The 19,618-nt window shown below is 60.8% G+C and carries 15 protein-coding genes; 6 read left to right on the forward strand and 9 right to left on the reverse strand.

What is annotated here, in order from left to right; genetic code table 11:
- Positions 1–194: 194 nt before the first annotated feature.
- Entirely contained in the window at positions 195–3,305 is a 3,111-nt protein-coding gene (locus EYB53_RS18295) for a carboxypeptidase regulatory-like domain-containing protein (protein ID WP_135479841.1), read from the reverse strand.
- A gap of 90 nt (positions 3,306–3,395) precedes the next feature.
- On the opposite strand from EYB53_RS18295, the gene EYB53_RS26090 reads away from it, so the two are divergent.
- From EYB53_RS26090 to EYB53_RS18305, 3 genes are all read left to right on the forward strand, one after another.
- On the forward strand, positions 3,396–3,521 hold the full coding sequence (locus EYB53_RS26090) for a hypothetical protein (protein WP_256439725.1): 126 nt from the start codon (positions 3,396–3,398) through the stop codon (positions 3,519–3,521).
- An 82-nt stretch (positions 3,522–3,603) separates the two neighbouring features.
- Positions 3,604–3,948, forward strand: coding sequence for a type II toxin-antitoxin system RelE family toxin (locus EYB53_RS18300; protein ID WP_135479842.1), 345 nt, complete (start codon positions 3,604–3,606; stop codon positions 3,946–3,948).
- The gene (locus tag EYB53_RS18305) at positions 3,914–4,165 is read left to right on the forward strand and encodes a type II toxin-antitoxin system Phd/YefM family antitoxin (RefSeq protein ID WP_135479843.1); all 252 of its coding nucleotides are present in this window, start codon (positions 3,914–3,916) and stop codon (positions 4,163–4,165) included. Before EYB53_RS18300 ends, EYB53_RS18305 begins: the two co-directional genes overlap by 35 nt.
- Before the next feature lie 164 nt (positions 4,166–4,329).
- Here EYB53_RS18305 and EYB53_RS18310 read toward each other — a convergent pair whose 3' ends face one another.
- Together EYB53_RS18310 and EYB53_RS18315 are read right to left on the reverse strand one after the other, a co-directional pair.
- Positions 4,330–7,779: a reprolysin-like metallopeptidase gene (locus EYB53_RS18310; protein ID WP_135479844.1), complete on the reverse strand. Its 3,450-nt coding sequence runs from the start codon at positions 7,777–7,779 to the stop codon at positions 4,330–4,332.
- A 461-nt stretch (positions 7,780–8,240) separates the two neighbouring features.
- On the reverse strand, positions 8,241–8,480 hold the full coding sequence (locus EYB53_RS18315) for a hypothetical protein (RefSeq protein WP_135479845.1): 240 nt from the start codon (positions 8,478–8,480) through the stop codon (positions 8,241–8,243).
- Positions 8,481–9,263: 783 nt separating this feature from the next.
- Between EYB53_RS18315 and EYB53_RS18320 the strand changes: the two genes are divergently transcribed.
- Positions 9,264–9,404 carry a hypothetical protein gene (locus EYB53_RS18320; RefSeq protein ID WP_167857470.1) on the forward strand — a complete coding sequence of 47 codons (141 nt, stop codon included), beginning with the start codon at positions 9,264–9,266 and terminating at the stop codon, positions 9,402–9,404.
- Here EYB53_RS18320 and EYB53_RS18325 read toward each other — a convergent pair.
- The 6 genes from EYB53_RS18325 to EYB53_RS18350 all read right to left on the reverse strand — a co-directional run bounded on the left by EYB53_RS18325 (position 9,379) and on the right by EYB53_RS18350 (position 17,574).
- Positions 9,379–9,633 (reverse strand): Txe/YoeB family addiction module toxin, encoded by a 255-nt coding sequence (locus EYB53_RS18325; protein WP_135479846.1) that lies wholly within the window; start codon positions 9,631–9,633, stop codon positions 9,379–9,381. The two genes, EYB53_RS18320 and EYB53_RS18325, sit on opposite strands and share 26 nt — an antisense overlap.
- On the reverse strand, positions 9,630–9,884 hold the full coding sequence (locus EYB53_RS18330; protein WP_135479847.1) for a type II toxin-antitoxin system Phd/YefM family antitoxin: 255 nt from the start codon (positions 9,882–9,884) through the stop codon (positions 9,630–9,632). Before EYB53_RS18330 ends, EYB53_RS18325 begins: the two co-directional genes overlap by 4 nt.
- Positions 9,885–10,439: 555 nt before the next feature.
- Positions 10,440–12,914 carry a tetratricopeptide repeat protein gene (locus EYB53_RS18335; protein WP_135479848.1) on the reverse strand — a complete coding sequence of 825 codons (2,475 nt, stop codon included), beginning with the start codon at positions 12,912–12,914 and terminating at the stop codon, positions 10,440–10,442.
- 229 nt (positions 12,915–13,143) lie between these two features.
- A complete protein-coding gene (locus EYB53_RS18340; protein WP_135479849.1) occupies positions 13,144–15,966 on the reverse strand; it encodes a CHAT domain-containing protein in 2,823 nt (940 codons plus the stop codon).
- Positions 15,967–15,971: 5 nt separating this feature from the next.
- On the reverse strand, positions 15,972–16,697 hold the full coding sequence (locus tag EYB53_RS18345; protein WP_135479850.1) for a hypothetical protein: 726 nt from the start codon (positions 16,695–16,697) through the stop codon (positions 15,972–15,974).
- A gap of 88 nt (positions 16,698–16,785) precedes the next feature.
- Positions 16,786–17,574: a sigma-70 family RNA polymerase sigma factor gene (locus EYB53_RS18350; protein WP_135479851.1), complete on the reverse strand. Its 789-nt coding sequence runs from the start codon at positions 17,572–17,574 to the stop codon at positions 16,786–16,788.
- Between the two features lie 218 nt (positions 17,575–17,792).
- Here EYB53_RS18350 and EYB53_RS26660 point away from each other — a divergent pair, with 218 nt between their 5' ends.
- Positions 17,793–18,005, forward strand: a complete 213-nt coding sequence (locus tag EYB53_RS26660) for a helix-turn-helix domain-containing protein (RefSeq protein ID WP_371879132.1) — start codon at positions 17,793–17,795, stop codon at positions 18,003–18,005.
- Positions 17,977–19,614, forward strand: a complete 1,638-nt coding sequence (locus EYB53_RS18360) for a peptide chain release factor 3 (protein WP_254151130.1) — start codon at positions 17,977–17,979, stop codon at positions 19,612–19,614. Before EYB53_RS26660 ends, EYB53_RS18360 begins: the two co-directional genes overlap by 29 nt.
- The last annotated feature ends 4 nt before the right edge of the window (positions 19,615–19,618 follow it).

The following is a 19,618-nucleotide window of genomic DNA, read 5'->3' on the forward strand; positions in this document are numbered from 1 at the left end:
CGGGGCGGGGGCCGAATCCGGTGTAGGGGCACCCCTTGCGGGTGCCCTTGCGGGTGCCTTGGCGGGGTGCATCCACGGAAGATGCGATCGCCCTGGTACTTCCAGAGCCAGAGTTTGGGTAATCGTGGCAAAATCGATTGTGGGGGAGACTTCGCCTCCCCCACGCCCCCGCCGGGGGCCGCAGGCCCAGGAACTTACCGCCTCACCAACGGCAGATAGACCGAGAAGCTCGTGCTCAACCGCACATCGGTGGCTTCGACATCGGTGCCGGCGGTGGTCACGCTCACCTCGCGGCTGACCGTCCCCAGGCCACTGTCCGCCGGCGGGATGAAGCGTAGGTGATAGCTTCCCGCAGGCAAGCCGGGTGCCGTCGTATAGCTCCCGTCGGCATTCGTGGTCGCACTGGCAAGGATCGGGTCGTCTGCGGCTAGCGTGGCCTGTGCCCTGACCTCGATGTGTACCCCGGCAAGCCCGTTGCCTTCGGGATTCAGCGCACGCCCACGGATCTGGCTTCCCGCAGTGAGACTCGCGTTGATATTCTCAACCGGCGTTGGTGCCGTGACGGTGATCGGATCGGCGCTGGCAAGATCGGGCTTGTTGTTGTAGCAATTCGCCATCAGGCGGCTATTCTGGGGCCGGAAACAGACGCGATACGTGCCACTGGGTAGGGCTGCCGTGATGTAACGCCCATCAGCGCCAACACCTGCCGTCTGCACAAGCTGATCCGTTGCGTTGTAGACTTGCACCAACGTCCCCTCGGCACTCAGTCCTTCTGGCGCACTCACTTGACCCGAAATCGCACTGCCCACGACCAAGACTGCATTGATGTCGCCAACAATGCCTGTGCCCTGAACCTGCACCGGATCGGCGCTTTCCAGATCGGGCTTGTTGTTGTAGAACTGCGGCGCGTACTGGGCTGATCCTCCATCAGAGAAGGGCCAGAACTGCAGGTAGTAGGTTCCATCAGCCAGACCAGGGGAGGTGTAGCGCCCATCGCTGTCCGTCGTGGCACTGTTCACAAAGTTCCGGTTCGCGTCATAGATAAAGACCGAGACATCAGGCAGCCCGGCCCCGGTGCTATTGGTCACTCGCCCACTAATCCGGCCCCCGAGGGCCAGTTGGGCATCCACCAAGGTAAACGTGTTCGCCGTAATCTCGAATGGCCCCAACATCACGCGTGCGAACCCGGTGCTCGGCCCAGATGAGGATGGCTCCAGTTCAAGCATGTAGCGGCCCGGTGCTACGGCTGCCGAGGTAAACACGCCGTCATCGCTGCTCCACGTAGCACTAAACGTCGCCAGTGCGCCATCAAGGGTATAGGCCCATGCGGTAATTCCACTGAGCGGATTGCCCTGCTCATCGGTTACCGTTCCCCGGAAGGCCCCGCCCGGCTCCAACACGGCGTTGATGTCGGGAACGTCGGTGCTGGCAACCACCATCGGTGCAGCATACTCCTGCCTGGCATACCCAGGCCGAAGACTCGCATTGGATGCAGAACGACCCGTGAACGCAACCTGGTACGTTCCGGGCGGCAAGCCCGTCGTGCGGTAGCTGCCGGTGGAATCCGCGCTGAAGCTCTCGAAGAATCGCCCCTCCGTTGTGCGAATCTCTACTCTTGCATTTGCAATCCCGCGTCCAGTATCGTTTGCACTGATACACCCGCTAATCCGTGCGCCACGGGCCAAGACGGCATTGATATTGCTGGTGGTATTTGGCGCCGTTACCGTAACCAGATCAGCGTTGCCTCGATTAGATTGGTTGTTGTAGTGTTGGGTGATGTATCCTTCAGAGGTACGAGACGGACGAAACTCAAGCTCATACTGCCCGCTCGGCAGACCACCGATGCGATAGGTACCATCCTCGTCGGTTGAGGTGACGTTAAAACCTGTTATACGGCTGTATGCAAAAATCTGTACGCCGTGTAGCCCCTGGCCTTCGGCGTTGGTGACCCTGCCGGTAATCGTGCCCTCGCTAACCCGACTCATCTGGGCATTCACATTCGGTGTGATGGTTGTTCCAGTGAGCGTAAGCGGAGTTGCTTGTTCCAGTCTCGCTTGGGCGTTGTAGTAGACATCAGCGTAGCCACTCTGTTCAAAGCCAACCTTATAGCTACCCGGCACGAGGCCCCGCGAAATAAACGTGCCATCAGATCCAGAATTGGCTACCAGCCCGCGTGGCGCATTCGTTGCCGCATCATAGGCATAGACCGAAACGTTACGCAGCCCAGCACCATCACTGTCCGTCACCCGCCCACTGAACTGCGCCCCACGTACGAGTTGGAAGTTGACATTGGGGTTGCTGCTGGCAGCGGCAACGGTTAGTTCATTAGAGGTCTGGTTGAAGAATGGGAGCGCTGTCGCATTACTTGAAGCGCGGATGTCGGTTACTACCACATAGGTGCCAGGTGGTAGTCCCGTGAGCCGATAATTGCCTTCGACATTGGTGTCCGCACTGCGTACAAAAGCACGCGCACCATTGACCAAACGATACGCTTCGAGTCGCACCCCACTTACCGGCTCGTTATTCGCTGTAGTCACCGTACCGCTGATGATCGCTGGGGCCACTAGAGCCGCATTGATATTACTAACGGCAGCCCCTTCAGCGACCACAACCCGATCAGCGAAGTCAGCATCCCATTTGCCATTATAGAATTGCCCAATCGGGCTGTCTGTGCGGGGCTGGAAGCGGATGGTGTAGCTGCCCGCTGCAAGATTCGTCAAGGTGTAAGCACCAGTCGCATCACTGTCCACTGTGCCAGCGTTAGGTCCGCTTGCCGTCACTCTGACTTGATTGATCGGTGCCCCGGTTGCTGCTTCCGTCACCACTCCACGAATCGTCGCCGTCCCCGGCGGCAACTCTTCGCAGCGCGTATCCTCCGCCGCTAAACTCGCTCCAGGCTGCGCCAGCGGTTCTCCAAGCGCCATAACCACTGTTTCACCCGGATGCAGGAAGACTTCCTCGACGGCAAACGGATGATCCATTGCATCATACGCCCGCACCTGGTAACTGCCCTCTTCTCGTACCTGGAAGTGGTACATCCCAGCCGCATCCGTCGTTGTGACCTGAAGCAGCGCCTCCCCTTGCGCCAAGCTGACGCGCAAACCCACCTGTGGCAGACCATTGGGCGCAGCCGAACCAATAAGTAGGGCTGGTCGAACTGGGCGTAGCACGGTCTCCCCCTGGCGGGGGTGGGTCGGTGCCGCTTGCGAATTGGGGATGCGCGGTAGCATAACCGTTACGAGCAGGAGCATACAGACGGTTAATACCATTCGGAGCGAAGACGACGGTAGAACTGATCTTTGCATCAGGCTCTCCTTAATCAAAGCTGAAAACTATGGGGCATCAATAAGTAGCCAAACGCCCCCTTCCGTGCTTGCGCAAAAGGGGGCGTTTGGATGACAATGTTGTCATCTTGGCGCGACAGGGGAGGGGTGAGTGTCAAGCTCCGGGCCGCCCTGCGCGCCTGGCCGCAAGCTGCTCCGCGCCCGCTCGTACTCCTGATTGACGAGATCGTGATCTAGGCATTGCCGTCTGAGCAAAATTTAGCTATAATCTAGCCAGAATTTTGTTGCGCGGGCTTTCTAACCAGTCCATGGTGGTGCTATGGCTCTACCCTATACCATTATCTTGGCACCGGAAGCAGTAGAGGATTTACAGCAACTCAAAGCTCATACACGAGCAACCGTCCGGGCTGCACTAACCACGCATCTGCGCTACCAACCCACACAACTCAGCAAAAGTCGGATCAAGCGCTTACAGGGTCTGCGCCGTCCCCAGTATCGTCTGCGGGTGGACGACATTCGAGTGTTTTACGATGTGCAGGAACAGGCGGTCGAAATCCTTGCCATCATCAATAAGGCGGAAGCCGATGCTTGGCTAGCCCAGTTCGGTGAATCTGAGGAAGGAGTGAGCGATGAAGCAGATCCCCCTTTCGGAAGTGAAGAATGACCTCTCGAAATATCTGCGCATGGCTGAGGAGGAGCATATTATTATTACGCGGCATGGCAAGCCAGCAGGCATCCTGATTGGCTTTGAATCCGAAGATGAGTGGTTCGAATATCGCTTGGAGAATGATCCGCGTTTTCTGGCACGGATCGAGCAAGCACGCGCTAGCTTACGAGCGAAGCGCGGCATTCGGCTTGAGGATCTCCCGGAAGAACCCTAAGCGCAGGCTTCGCCTTTCCGTTTTCAGCTTTCAGCTTTCTCTTGCCCTCCGCATCCACCCCATCGGAATGGGGGGTTGCGGGAGCCATGCCCCTTCGACAAGCTCAGGGCAGGCCCCGCACCCTTGCTACGGCAGCGGCAACAGCTGTAACGATGCACCTGCCCCTAGCGCCGCACCAGCGGCAGGTAGACCCGTTGCGAGGTGATTGGGCCAATTGTTGGGGTGGGCGACGGCGTCGGCGATGGGCCGGCGGTGGGTGAGGTGGTGGGCGAGGCTGACGGGCCAGCGGTGGGCGAGGTGGTGGGCGTAGCTGAAGGCTCCGCGGTGGGTGTAGGCGTAGGCGCAAGGGGATCACTGGCGCTGCGCTCGACGGCACCGATATCGCATGCTGGCCCAACCGGGCGGGCGATGCCCCGTTGATCGGTGGCGGGGCAGGTACTCCCGGCTGTGTCTACCGCCGGACTGTCGGCATAGGGCGGATGGTTTAGGGTCGTGCCGCCGTAGATGCCAAGCGGGGCGAGACGCGGATCCAGGGGTGCTTGGAGTGTGCCGCCCTGATCGCCAGTGGCGTCAAATAAGCAGGAGCCGTCACCAATGAGGTTATGGCCTCCAGAACTGAGGCGGTCTGGACGCTCAGCAGCATTCCTACTGAACGTGCAATCACGATTACCGTTAGCAGCAATAATGTTGCCCGTCGCAGTGACGCTGCCGCCTGCCCAGAAGATACCACTGGGGCTGTTGTTGGCAATCGTATTGTAATGCAGCAGCACAGGTTGTACATTTTGGGTGGTGTTGGCTTCGACAAAGAGAGCACCACCAGTACGAGCGGTATTTTCGCTCAGGGTACTATTCTCGATCCGCATGTCACCAGTTGCCGTTCCATAGTTGGTTCCCAAATATACTCCACCGCCCGAACCTGCCTCATTATTGGTAAGCGTGCTACGTTCAATGCGCAAGGTCGCACTCGGCCCCGTCGTAAATGAGAGGAAGTAGACGCCACCGCCATTTAGATCAGCACGATTCGCGCTGATGGTACTATCAATAATCGTCAATGAAGCTGTCGCGTTGATCCCACCACCTCTGCCTTGGGTTTGGTTGTCACGGATGATGCTCTTCACGACGACGAGTTGCCCACTTCGATGAAAAATCCCGCCACCGACTCCTGCTTGATTAGTTTCGACCATCGCATTCTCAAGGGTCAGATCGCCTTGATTATAGATGCCACCACCGACATCTGCTTGATTGCCTGCAATCACCACATTCTCAAGGGTCAGGTTAGCGCGACTATAGATCCCACCGCCATTGCCGTCGGTAGCGCCATTGCGAATCGTCAAGTTGCGTAAGACGACCTGGTTGGTTTGCAGATCAAAGACGCGATCCAGCCCCCCGCCATCAATGATCGTCTGATCTGGCCCAGCGCCTTCGATCGTCAGCGTATCGTTGATCACCAATGGCCCTGCCCCGTTCAGGCTGAGTTGGTAGACCCCGGCGTTCAGTTCAAGGACATTCGCGCCAGGGAGGGCGTTGACCAACGCGACCGCTTCACGCAGCGCACAATCTTCACGCGTGCAGGTGCCGTTGTCGTCGCTGGTTTTGGTGACAATGGAACCTGCCGTGCTGAAGGTGGGCGAAAGATCAAGGAAGATGTTGTCGGCGCACTTGACGCGCAGGTTAGCGGCGAGCAATGGGTAATCGGGCAACGTGACATTGGCACTGCCGGTATTGGGCGTGCTGGCGAGCAGGGTGGTGTAGCTGACACCGGCGTCTTCGGTGAGATCGATCTGCACATTGGCGCAACTAATCGGCGCTTGGTCGGTGTTGGCAACATCCCACTGCACCGGGATTTGTTCACCTTGGGCAAAGCGTTCGCCGCCGGCAATACTCGTGATCTGGAAGGGGCCAGCAGCCGCCACGACCGCCAGGGTCGTCGTATCGAAGGCAAAAGCCCCCGCGCCGGGACGGTTATCGCGAGCGGTGAAGCGAAACGTGAGCGTGCGATTCGTCGTTGGCAGCGTTTCACCAAGCGTCTCTTCACGGGTCACAATGTCGAGGTACTGCGGGAAGAGTCGGTTCGGGTTGGCGCTCGGCGGCGAGGAACGGAACAATGGGCGCGCCCCATCATCGCTCAGCGGTGGCGAGGCTGGCCCCAGGTCGTACTGTTCCCAGGTGAAGGTCAGTTGGTCGCCATCGGGATCACTGGCCGTACCAAGCAACTCAAACGGCGTGCGGGCCGGGATGGTGTAGCTCGGGCCAGCACTGACCACCGGCGGGGTGTTGCCGGTGGGCACGTCGGTGCCGCCACAGGCCAGGGCGTTGCCACTGCGGGGGTAGGTTGTCATCTGTTCAAGGCTGTAGCTGTGGTAGTAAAGATCAACAGCAGTGCGGAAATTGATGATATTTTCGGGGGCGCAGCTACCCGCATAGCTCATGATCGTCGAACCGCTACCGGGTTCGTAGGCTGTGGTTGGTGAACGTTGACTTCTACCAAGCAGATTACCACATGCTCCACTTTCGCTATTGAAGGTATGTTGGGATCCGAATTGATGACCTAACTCATGGACGAAGGTTCCAATGATACGGGCACTTGTCGGTTGCCAAGACCCACTATTTGCCCTTCCCCGATTCTGAAAGAATTCGTTGCACCAGAGAAACGCCGCAATCCCACCGCTTCCAGTCGTGAGCAGATGTCCAATATCGTAGGTTCTTCCGAGGGTCGCTTCGATCACTGTGTTTGATTCACCGAGCCAAATTTCGCGTACATCGTTATCGGGATCGTATGCGGTGAACGGATCAGTAGCTGGATCAAGAAAAAAGAGTTGATCGGTGTTTTCGGCCAGGATGAACCGAAAGGCAATCTCGCGCTCAAAGATCGCATTGGTCGCATTCACCAACGCCACGACTTCCGCCATGACACTCGCGGTCGTCCCGCCGTGGAACTGGGCATACTCGCCGGTGGTAGCAATCGCCAAGCGAAAGTCGTGGCGCATGCTGCCGTTGCTGCCGCTCTGGGCGAGAGTAATGGCCTGAGCAGGCTCCAGTTCGGGTTCGGGCAGCCATTCCAAGGCGCGCTGATCGCTGGAGGCGAAGGCGATATGCAAGGTGCGATCCGGCCCGCCGTAGGGCGTGACGAAGCTGCTGGTAGTAGGCCCAATGATAATAGCATGATAGCCATTTTGGCTGCGAGTGAGCCGGGCGGTCACGCTGGGGTCGTCGCGCTGCTGCCCGAGGTAGGTGCGGATCTGCGGATAGCGGGCGGCAAGTTCGGGGGCCATGACCGGACTTTCCACCAAGGCAAAAGAAGCCACACTACCGTCGGGCAGCGGCAGATCGAGCATCGCAGCGCGCTCCCAGGCGCGGGGGCTGTCCTCGCGTGGCGCACGGTTGAGCACCGCATCGATCGGTTCTTCCACCGCAAGTAGCGTCACATAGCGCAGGGGATCATCGGCGGGCGGTTCGGCGGCGAGCGTAGGGCCAGCGGGGATCTGCCAGAACGGAGAGGTTTGTCCCGTAGCAGAATGCGACAGCGCGGTTGGTTGCGCCGGTTGAGGCAGGCTAACGACGATCGCGATCAAGGCCGTGACGACCAGACTAGCGAGCAGCAAGCGTGCGAGCATGGGCTTCCCTTTCAGGCACAGAGCTTCAGGAACGGCTTTCTTGCTATGTTACGGCTGCCAATCAGTTGCGGTAAACGACGCAACGCAACCTTCCCTTCTGCAGCGTTGAGCGGGCGACGTCATCGGCTGCTCAATGCACTATTCATAAGTAGCCAAAAGTTGCCTGCCGCGCTTGCGCGATGGGGAGGGTATTTGGCTGACAATTTTGTTGTCTTGGCTCGACAGGGTATGGGCGGGTGTCAATCGCTCTGATGCTCTGCCCATCAGCCGACCAGATAAAATGCTCAGCCCACTGTTCGCGGCGGGGATGAAAGAGTGGAACTAAGCGCAATACCTTGCAAATAAGGCGGCTATTTTGACGCAAAGGCGCAAAGGCGCAAAGGTTTTTGCGTAGGTGAGCGTAACCCTTCGCGTCTTCGCGTCTTCGCGTGAGCCTATTTGAAAAGTATTGGAACTAAGCGTCATGACTCAGCAATGATCCGTGCATTTATCAAGGTAAAAATGCGCTCAAGCTCAGTCAGGCCAGCTAATTCAGTCGCCTCTTCAGGGGTCAGCAGGTTGGCTTTTTGGCGCTCAATCAGGGTTTCAAGCCGTGTTTGCAACTCATGGTTGAACTTAAACAGCTTGAGCCCCCGAACTTTACGGAGGTCGATCCCTGCTTCAACCCAAGAAGAAGGTTGAACCAGGGTCTGGGTAATCATGGGTGCATACCCCCCTATTGGTTGGCCACTGCCGTAGCAGGGCTGGTGTCCCAACCCTACCCTTCGCTATCTGCGAGCGTTGCAGAGCCGTTTGCATCGCTCGTTGACCGTGCGTGGTTTCGTTCGCATGCTCATGCTATGCCATCACCCAGCCCTTGTCAATCAAACAGCGCACTTCGAGCAGGGCGATTGCATCATACGAAACCGGAATACAACGGGGCACCCGCAAGGGGTGCCCGTACCGGGGCGGGGGCCGAATCCGGTGTAGGGGCACCCCTTGCGGGTGCCCTTGCGGGTACTCGTGGCAAAATCGATTGTGGGGGAAACGTGCGCTCCGTGGCGTCATACGCCCGCACCTGATAGTTGCCCTCTTCCCGTACCTGGAAGTGGGACATCTCCTCCTCATCCGTCGTTGTGACCTGAAGCAGTGCCTCCGCTTGCGCCAAGCTGACGCGCAACCCCACCTGTGGCAGACCATTGGGCGCAGCCGAACCAATAAGTAGGGCTGGTCGAACTGGGCGTAGCACGGTCTCCCCCTGGCGGGGGTGGGTCGGTGCCGCTTGCGAATTGGGGATGCGCGGTAGCATAACCGTTACGAGCAGGAGCATACAGAAGGGGCGTTTCGCTGACAATTTTGTCATCTTGGCGTGACAGGTTGGGCGCGGGTGTCGATCGCCCTGTGGCGTGGCCCAAGGGGTATGGTCAGAGAGGTGGGATGGGTACGGATCGCCCCAACCTCCTCCGGCTGAGCAATGGGGGCAAGCTGCAACTAAGGGGGCTACGATGACGGCACAGCCGCAACGCACGTTCACCGAAATGGCAACCGGGCTCTATACCTATCCTGATGTCACGGTGGTGGGTGAGCAACCCCGATTTCTGGACAGGCTCATGCCGTCCCTCAATAATGGTAGCGGCATGCAATGATGATGATCTCGTTCGCAGTCGCAGCGTACACCAGACGATGCTCGTCGTTAATGCGTCGTGACCAGTAACCGCTGAGATCGGCCTTGAGCGGCTCCGGCTTGCCGATGCCTTCAAATGGTGAGCGCATAATATCTTGGATCAACAGATTGATGCGCCTGAGTAACCTGCGATCTTGCGTTTGAAACCATACGTAGTCTTCCCAGGCCGAACGCGAAAAGCAGAGTTTCATACCTCAAAGAGTTTCCGTTCTGCGATTGCGCCATCTGTGACTTCGGCGATCGAGGTGCGTAAGTGAGCCGCATTGGCGGGACTTGCAAGCAGGTAGCGCGTTTCTTGCCAAGCCGCGTATTCTTCCTGTGGTAACATCACAACCTGTTGCCCACTTGCCAAAAGCACAATAGTTGGAGCGGCATCGTCAAGAACTTGCGTGAGCAACCGTTCCAGATCCCGCTTGGCTTCCTCAAGGGTGACGATCTGCATATGCTTGCATACTCCTTCGGTTGCTTGTAGCGATTGAACTTCATTCGCTCTTAGTATAGCGCGATTGTTCTGTGGGTTCAAGATCGGCACCAGTTGCAACCAGGGCGATTGCATCTTCCGTGTATGCACCCCACCAGGGCACCCCTTGCGGGTGCCCGCCCGTACATCGGATGCGGCCCTGGCCCCGGTAGGGGCACCCCTTGCGGGTGCCCGCCCGTACACCGGATTCGGCCCTGGCCCCGGTAGGGGCACCCCGTGCGGGTGCCCGCCCGTACACCGGATGCGGCCCCCGCCCCGGTAGGGGCACCCCGTGCGGGTGCCCCGTTGGATCCGGTTTCGTATGATGCAATCGCCCTGGCCCCGGTAGGGGCATCCCTTGCGGGTGCCCGCCCGTACATCGGATGCGGCCCGGCCCTGGTAGGGGCACCCCGTGCGGGAGCCCGCCCGTACACCGGATTCGGCCCCCGCCCCGGTACGGGCACCCCGTGCGGGTGCCCCGTTGGATCCGGTTTCGTATGATGCAATCGCCCTGCAGTGGCAACAAGCGTAACTTGGTTACGAACCATCCCCAAGCTCCTCCAGCCGCCCCCGCGCCCGCTCGGTCAACGGGTGCTGCGGCCCGTAGGCGCTGCTCAAGAGGCTTTCGAGCAGGCGTAATTCGACCAGCGCGGCGTCGCGTTTGCCCAGCATGATCAATGGTTCGACTGCGTTCAGCCGCGCTAGCAAGGTCGTCGGGTGGCGCTCGCCGAGTACGTCGCTGAGGCTCACCACGGCTGTGCGCTGCGTCTCACGCGCTTCGGTCAGGTCGCCCAGTGCGGCCAGGGCGGTGCCCAGGTTGATCTGCGCTGTGGCGACCCGTGGGTCGTTTGCGCCAAAGAGGGCGCTGGCTGTGGCGATGAGGGGCCGTAGTTGTGCGGCGGCTTCGCGGTGAAATTGGAGTTTGCTGAGCAAGAGCGCTAGGTTGTTGCGGGCCGCCAGGGTGGTGTTGTGCTCGGGGCCTCCCGTCGCTAACGCCAACGCTAGCGCCTGTTCGTAGTGGTAGCGTGAGGCCGCGTAGTCGCCCAGTTCGCGCAGCAATTCGCCCAGGTTGTTGTGGCTCTCGGCTAGGGCCATGTCGCCCGGTGGAAGAATGCGCTCGCGGATGGCGAGCGCCTCTTCGTAGAGCGGGCGCGCTGCATCGCGGTTCCCCAGGAGCCGCTGCCATTCGGCTAGGTTGGCGATTACTTCGGCCCCCAGTGGGGTTTCGAGTTGAGCCTGGGTTGCTAGGGCGTCATAGGCCCGCTGTGCGTACGCTCGGCTGCTGTGTAGGTCGCCAATCAACTCGCAGAGGAAGGGCATGCTGTTGAGCAGATCCGGCGCGGGTTCGCGGTTGCTTGCGTCAAGGCGGGCCATGTGCGGCAAGAGCAGCGGGGCTTCGCCGGGTTGCTGGTTCAGGTAGGCCTGTTCGGTGCGGGCGATCAGGGCGGTCACCAGCGCGGTGCGTTGCGGTGCCGCGCTCACCGTTGCTTGCGCACAGTCGGCCACGAGACGGTGGACGCGCAGCAGGCCTACGTCACTGCGTAACAAGCCCAGGTCGCGTAGGCGCCGTACGGCGAGCCGTGCCGCCCCCGCTGCGCTGCTGGTCGCGGCCGCCAGCAGTTCGCCGTCGAACGGTTCACCAGGCGCCAACCAGCCCACTGCGCCGAGCATCGTGCGGGCCAGGGCGTCGCCAGGGGTTGCTGGATCGAGTTGCTCAATGCTCAGGGCGAAGGTGCGCCCTAGGTGTTGCTCGTGGCGCGTGAGCGATGGCGCCGCGCCTTCCCCTTGTAGGGCCGTGTGTTCGAGTGGCCCCTGGGCCTGGAGTTCGCGGAGAAAGTTCGCTGGATCGCCCAGCCTCCGGTCGTCCTGATAGGTTTCGAGGTAGCTCCCGGCCAGGTGCAGCGCCAACGGCAGCCCGGCCAGTTCGTTCGCAATTGCGGCCAGGTGCGGATCGTTGCTGGCAAGATCGGGGCGGTAGCGGTGCAGCAACGCCACGGCGTCGGCAGAGGCAAGCTCGTGTAGCGGCAACTCGCTCACCCCGAGGCTGCGCGGCCAGCGGGCGCGGCGACTGGTCAGCACCACCCGGCAGCCGCCGCTCGTCGGTCGCCAGCGCAGCAGGGTCTCGTCCTCTTCGCAGTTGTCGAAGATCAAGAGGCGTGGAACCGGCGCTTGCCAGGCTTCAAGTACCAGTGCGGCCCGTTCGCTCAGGGTGAGGTCGCGCCAGTCGGGGTGTTGCACCAGTCCCGTTGCCCCACACACGGCCAGCTCGCGCTCAATTGCAGTCGGGTCGGCGCAACTGATCCAGAAGACGCCGCCGCTGAAGTATTGTCCATACCGATGAACCAGTTCGCTTGCCAGGCTTGTCTTGCCCACCCCACCAATGCCGGTGATCGCCACGGCTTCGCCCACCCCCTGATCGCGGAGCAGGCGCACCAGGTTTTGCAATTCCTGGTCCCTGCCCCCAAAGAGCCGCGCCGGGGCAAGTGGCATGCGATGGGGCACAGGAAGCGTGGTGGGCGGTGGCGGTGGCCGGGTCGGATCGAGGTGCAAGGTGGCACTAGGTGCGCCGGGTGTCGCGGGACTGGCCCGACGCACTAGGTCGTCAATCGCGGCTAGCAGGGTGACAGGATCGGGCTGTGGCGCGACTGAAGGCAATTCGATCGCAAGGTGCTGTTGGAGCGCTGCACGCCAGATCTCGGGTGGGAAGAGGCCACGCTGCAGCACCTCGGGGTAGCGGTCGAGGGGGAGGCGTGTCGAAATAAAGAAGGCGACTGCCTCCTCTGGGGTGCAGCGCTCAGCCTCGGGGAGCCCGGTTGTCAGCGCCTGCACGACGCGCAACGCCGCCTCGGGATCAGTGCTGAGGGCCCGGCTCTGATCGAGATAGGCGCGGTAGAAGTCATCGTAGCTCCCAAAGCCGGCCCGGGCCGCCAGCGCCTGCTTTTGCAAACCGGCCCGGAGCGTCCAGGTATTGATTAACGTTCGCACCGCCTGTTTTGCCGCAATGTCATCCATACGTTGCTATCCTCACCACTCCCCAATTCTGGCGCTTACTTTCGCCAGCCTTGCCGACTCTCCACGGCCCTCTCGCTTTATCCTGGTTATACACCCGGGTGTACCTGAACAACTTTGTCACCGGCCGCTGTGTCGGTGGCTTCATCGCAATGAGGTACACCATGCCCGCACAATTTTGGCTCTGTCTCGTCGGCGATCCCGGCAATGAGAATGGTGGTGGTGGCTAGGCTCAACGACAGACAACATGAAACCCTCCCCAGATGTAGGGCGTATGCAACATCGAACCGGTGACCTCTGGGCGTGCGCACAGGTCACGCTGCGCGTGGGCCAGCGCCGTTGGGGCGTCATGACCACCGGCCAGAGCCTGGTAGAGTGGTTCGAGGAGGGCGAGGAGGCCTTGATCGTAGACCGTCCAGAGGCTCGCTATGACGCTGCGCGCACCTGCGGTCAGTAGCGCCCGGCTGAGACTCAAGACTTCATCGCCGGGTAAGACCGCCCCGGCACCGCCTTCGCACGCGGTGAGGATGACCAGATGCGCCTGCAAGCGCAACTGGACGACGTCGTCGAGCAGCATGTCATCGTCGGTGAGCTTGATCTGAGCCAGTAGGCCATCCGCAGACCCGAGTTGGGCGTGGCTGGCGATCTGGATCAAGCCGTAACGCTCGAGCGCTCGCTGTGCATTGGCGGCGCGGAGGGCAGCCAGGGTGGCGGCCTGATCGCGGAGTTGCACCACGGGGCCGGGCCACGTCCGTGCTGCGATCTCCAGGTTCGCGCCGACGAGCGGCAACGGCACGGCCCGGGTCCCAAACTCGCTGCAACCGATCAGCAAGGCCGGGGCGTGGGGATCGAGTGATGGCTGTGTCCGCGCGGCACGCAGGTTCGGCAAGATCTGCAGGATGGCCTGCTCGCAGAGCCACGCTTCGTTCACGCGTAGCGCAGCCCAGGCGAGCCCGTGCAGTGGCCCCGAGGGGACGATCAGGAGACGATGCTGCGGCGCGAGCCGGGCCGTCAACCATGTAGGTAACAGGCATTGCCCCAGTGCGCTGAGCGTCGCCCACGCTGGTCGTTCAGCTTCTCGCAGTCGCGCCAGGTCGCGGTAGGTCATCAGGCGCTGGCCTGGCAGACAGGCCCGGTCGAGAAGTTGGTGTAGCTGCTGGTCATAGGGCCTCGTGGTACAAAAACTCCCCTCAGCGGTGACGCCAACCAGCAACAGCGCATCGTCAGTGAAGAGCGGGCAGAGCAGTGTCCACGCAAGGCCATAGGCCGCCGTCAATTCGTGGCGTAACCGCACGGGATCGCAGGGTTCGACAGGTTGGTGTGGGGGCAGGGTGACATGGCGCGTGTGCAGCAGCGTCGTGAGGTAGTGTTCCACCGCAGCGTCGCGTTGGGCTGGCTCTGCCGAGCTCGACAGCGCCTCGCGCAACGCTCGCCCCGCCGCCTCACGCACTCCCGCCGTGGCAGGTTGGTGTGTCGCCTGGATCAACTGGTATTCCAGGCTCAAACTGTGCTGACTGTCGGCCAGCCGAAGGAGTGCGTCGTGGTCTTCCAACTGCACAGCCAGCTTCAGGGCCGCGTTATGCAAATCCTGGGCCTGCCGAAAAATCCCACTTGAGGCATGCTCGCTGGCGAGGCGACGACGCATCCCGGCCACGAGGGTTACGGCGGTGAAGTAGGCGTCGCGTGCCTCGTGCAACGCGCCCTTCTGCACCGCAATGCGCCCAAGTGCAGAGTGGACACGCCAGAGTTGGGCTGGACGATCGGCAAGATCGGCGGCAATCACATGCAAAAGCCGATCAGCTAGCTCAACGTCCCCGGCTTCAAGCTGGAGCCAGGCCAGTTCCAGTTGACAGGCGGCGGCGGCACCCCGGTTGCCCAGGGCCACGAAACGGCTCGCCGCCGTCGCCCAGGTCTCGGCAGCCTCGGTCGTGCGCCCCAGTCCAAGCAACGCTCGCGCCCGCGCCTCCAGCAGTTTACATGCTCCCAGGTCATCACCGAGTCTTTCACCCTCGGCGGCCAGGGTGTCGGCCAAGGCCAGGGCGTGCGCCGGATCACCCTGGGCACAGGCGACCAGCACTTGGTTGCGCCCCGCGACGAAGGCAAGAAACGCATGCCCCCGTTCTCGGTAGGTCTGCGCGGCACGCTGGTAAACCGCCATCGCCAGATCGTAGAGTCCGCTCACATGCGCGACGGTTCCGAGATTGAAATCGCATCCGGCTGCGTGGGCGTGACGACCAAGCGCCAGAAAGCTGGTACGAGCGGCGACGCCGCGGGCGATCGCGTGCCCATAGTCATTCTGCAGATAGGCGACCGTCCCCAGGTCGCGTTCGCAGAGGGCCACCCGGAAGGGGAGATCGAGGCGTCGGTAGATGGTGTGGGCCTGCTCAAGCATCTGCTTCGCCGTAGCCAACGCTTCCCGCCGAAGCGCGAGCCAGCCTTGCTCAAACGCAACCCGGGCCACTTCGGCGCGGTGTCCCAACTGGCGAAAGAGGGCACCTGCCTGGTTGAGGCATTGCTGGGCTGTCGAGAAATCACCGCAGCCAATCGCGGCGACGCCGCTGACGTGGAAGAAGCGCGCTTGCAGGGCCAGGCTCGTGCGGGCTGTCACGAGCGGCGTGAGCATTGTTGTCAGGGTACGCGCCTCACGGTAGCGCCCGAGCACGTTCAAATGCGCCACTTGCTCACAGCGTGCTGCGAGCATCGCGTCGCCTCCTGGTAGCGTATGACACCTCGCGACGTGGTCTTCCCAGCCTGCCTGAAGTTCCGCCCCGCGACCCTGCAATTGCGCTAGCATCAACTGCGCACGTTCGCACAACAGGTGTGTCGCATGATCGGAGGGTGGCAGGTTTGCTGCGGCGGTGCCTAGCGCCTGCGCGGCAGCCTCAAGGCGTTCCCAGCGCAAGAGCGCCCAGCCAATGGCGAGCTCTTCATAGGCTGTTCGCGTACCCCGCTGCGACCACTGGCAAGCAATGCGCCCACTGCGCCGAGGATCGCGCTCGGCCAGTTGCATCAGGCGTACCCACTGCGCCGTGGTTGTCTGGCGGGAACTCTGCAACGCCACTACCCACCTTCTGCTCGTGCAAGCGCAATGGCAAGCTCGGGGCCATCCGGATCAGTAAGCGTGGCCAGCGGCAGGTGCGTCAGCAAGGCCACCTGATCATCACGCAGCGCCTGCACAAAGACCTGTTCGCCCAGACCAACCAGTACCGTCCCTGGGTGAGGAGGATGCACCCGTACTTCGAGGCACCACTGGTCAACATCGTGCGCCCCCACCGAGAGGCTGATCCGTCCTTCTGGTACATCTTCTTCAGCGACCAGTTGAAGTTCAGGCGTCGCACTGTTCCAGGCTGCTCCCGCTGCCAATTGGGGCGCAAAGACGTTCGCCAGGAAGGTGTGCGACAGACGGAGCGTCGGCTGATGCGCCTGGGGAAGCGGCGCAGTCAAGACCCCCGCGTCGGTTGCATCCATCAGCACGGCGGTATCGTGGTACACCTCGGCGCACAAAGGACACGTCCACAGGTGCCACCAAACATCAGGAAATGCGCGTGCAGCGGCAACTGCCCCTTCACTCCGCTCTACATCGAGCATCGCTGGCAGATCCATTTCCGTCGTTGCACAACTCGGATCACGTGGTGCCGGAATACCAATGCGTTCAGCGAGAAACGTCAGCAACGCCGTCTGGCAACGAGCGCAATCCTGCACATGGGCCACCAGGGCCACAGGCGGAGGGGCCTCATCGTAGGCAGCAAGCCAGTGATGAACCTCAACACACGGCGAAGAACTCATCGTCGATCCTTCCATCTACGTAGGGAGGGCTTGGCGTCCCTGAGACCCTCCCTATCTCCTGAATGTGGCAAGTGCAGCTTGCAGACATTCAGGAAGCAGCCTGCTGTTCATCGCCAGCTGCATACCACTGACGAATGACAGGATCATTGCGGAGCACCGTCCGCGCAAGTTTCAGCAGGGCGCGCACCCGTGACTCGTGGAGATTGACCAGGCTCCCGATTTCAGCCGAAGTCCGTTCCTCCAGGGCCCACAGCCGAAAAATTGGTAATAGGCGTTGATCAGTATGGGCAGCCAGCACAGCCTGCACCCGTGCCGCGAGCAAGCGTGCATACGTTGTCTCCTCGTGGGACACGGCCAACGCCTCACCTGACCGGGTTGTCGTGAGGAGGTCCAGCGACACACTCGGTGCTGAACGTCGTTGCGCATGGCTCATCCGCACATAGCGGTGCGCACTACGCACCACCACACTATAGGCCCACGAGAGAAACCGGCTTTGATAACGATAACTCGGGAGCGCCTGGGCCAGATCGCCACGGGCAATCTGCGCCAGATCATCAAGCTCGAGCGAGCCATCGCGTGACCAATCGATCCCCGCACGGCGCAACACCCCAAGCACTTGTTGTGACCACTTCACCCAGGTCTCGTGGTGCGCGGGGTGATGGGCATCACGAAGTGCAGCTACCATGCGATGATCGAGATGGTAATGTAACACCACCATTGATTGACGCTCGGGCGGGACAGCAGTTATCAATGGTGTCAACGCATGCACGTAATACTCGTATGTGAAGGCATCCAATTGCCACCCATACGCTTGATTGCACGCACTAATGATCTGGCGGCAAGCAAGCAAATTGCTTGCATCAGAAACAACTGCCATACGCTGAAAGATAAGAACATAAACGGATCGTATTCAAAGTATAACATGAAAAGATGGAGTTTCTCCTGGATGATGAAGTTCTCACCTGGATCACATCTTTCTTGTGTTCACATGTAGGGTAACAGGCAAGCCTGGGAGCGAGGGCGTCTCGCCCTCAAAGGCATTCCGAGGGCGGGACGCCCTCGCTCCCAGGAAAAGTGTGAACACTTATTTCACATTTGTACAATAATAGTGTACAATACGGCTTTTCGCCCTCTTTTATCGCTCAAATTGAGGCAGATGTGGCCTCGCCTTCGCTTGCTTCGCTCGAGAAGATTGCCAGTGCCCTTGGAGTCACTCGCGGCCAACTCTTGAGCTCGCTGGAACATAACGCTGCGGACGGTTCTAGGAGATGCCTGCCTGATGTCTATGATGATCACCCCACCAACTGAGCAAACGCTTGCCGATCAGCAGTTGGTTTCCGAGACCGCCCGCCGTCGTACATTTGCGATTATCTCGCATCCTGATGCAGGCAAGACAACGCTAACCGAGAAGTTGCTGCTCTACGCGGGGGCCATCGATCTCGCCGGTTCGGTGCGAACCCGCAAGCACCAGCGCCATGCGACGTCTGACTGGATGGCGATGGAGCGTGAGCGTGGCATTTCGATCACGTCCACGGTGCTGGCGGTTGACTATGCCGGCTGTCGGATCAATCTGCTTGATACCCCCGGCCACCAGGATTTCAGCGAGGATACCTACCGTACGCTGATGGCGGTTGATAGTGCCGTCATGGTGCTCGATGCTGCGAAGGGTATTGAGGCACAGACGCGCAAGCTCTTTGAAGTCTGCCGCCGCCGGGGGGTGCCGATTCTGACCTTTATCAACAAGCTCGACCAACCAGGGCGCGAGCCTCTCGATCTGCTTGATGAGATCGAGCAGGTGTTACAAATCGGTGCGACGCCACTCAACTGGCCGATTGGCTCGGGCGGCGATTTCCAGGGCGTCTACAACCTGTCTCGGCGTCAGGTGCTGCGTTTTACGCGTACTGCCCATGGTGCCCAACGTGCGCCGGTTCAGGTGGCTGATCTCGCTGATCCGTCCCTTGATACGCTGATTGGTCGTGCTGCGGCCCAGCGCCTGCGTGATGAGGTCGCCCTGCTGGAAGGTGCCGGCGCAGCGTTTGATGAGGCGACGTTCCTCCGCGGGGAGGTAACGCCGGTCTGCTTTGGAAGTGCGCTGAACAACTTTGGGGTCGAGCCCTTCTTGCAGACGCTGGTTGAACTCGCCCCGCCGCCTGGGATGCGGATGAGTGACCGGGGCTTGATCGATCCGATTGCCGAACCGTTCTCAGGCTTTGTCTTCAAGATTCAGGCCAACATGGATCCGCAGCATCGCGACCGTACCGCCTTTATCCGGATCTGTTCGGGTCGGTTTACCAAGGATATGCAGGTTCAGAACCCGCGCCTCGGGCGGAGCATCCGGCTCACACGGCCGAGTCGGATGTTTGCCCGTGAGCGTGAGACGGTGATCGAGGCTTTTCCGGGCGATGTGATCGGCGTGACGAATCCCGGGGTCTTTGCCATTGGTGATACGCTCTGTGCCGGATCGCCCTTGACGTTCACCGCCATCCCGCGTTTTGCGCCCGAGTGTTTTGCGGTGCTGCAGAACCGCAGCCTCGCCAAACACAAGCAATTCCACAAGGGCCTTGAACAACTCGTTGAAGAAGGGGTTGTGCAGTTGCTCTATGACCCTGATGGCCTGCGGCGCGAACCAACCCTCGCTGCTGTCGGCGCGCTCCAGTTTGATGTCGTGCAGGCCCGCATGGCCGCCGAGTACAATGTCGAGACCACCCTTGAGCCTTTGGCCTATACTGCTGCCCGCTGGCCGACCTGCACACCCGAGGTGTTGTCAGAGACGCGCCTCTTTTCAACGATACGTCAGATGCGCGATCACAATGGCGATCCGGTGCTCCTCTTTGCCAACGAATGGGAGTTGGCCTATGTCGAGCGTGAGCGCCCCCAGTTGCTGCTTCGCGGCCCTGACAGGATCGCGGATGAGTGAGCTT

Origin of the sequence: Candidatus Chloroploca mongolica, assembly GCF_004762035.2 — a bacterium.
GTDB classification, from domain to species: domain Bacteria; phylum Chloroflexota; class Chloroflexia; order Chloroflexales; family Chloroflexaceae; genus Chloroploca; species Chloroploca mongolica.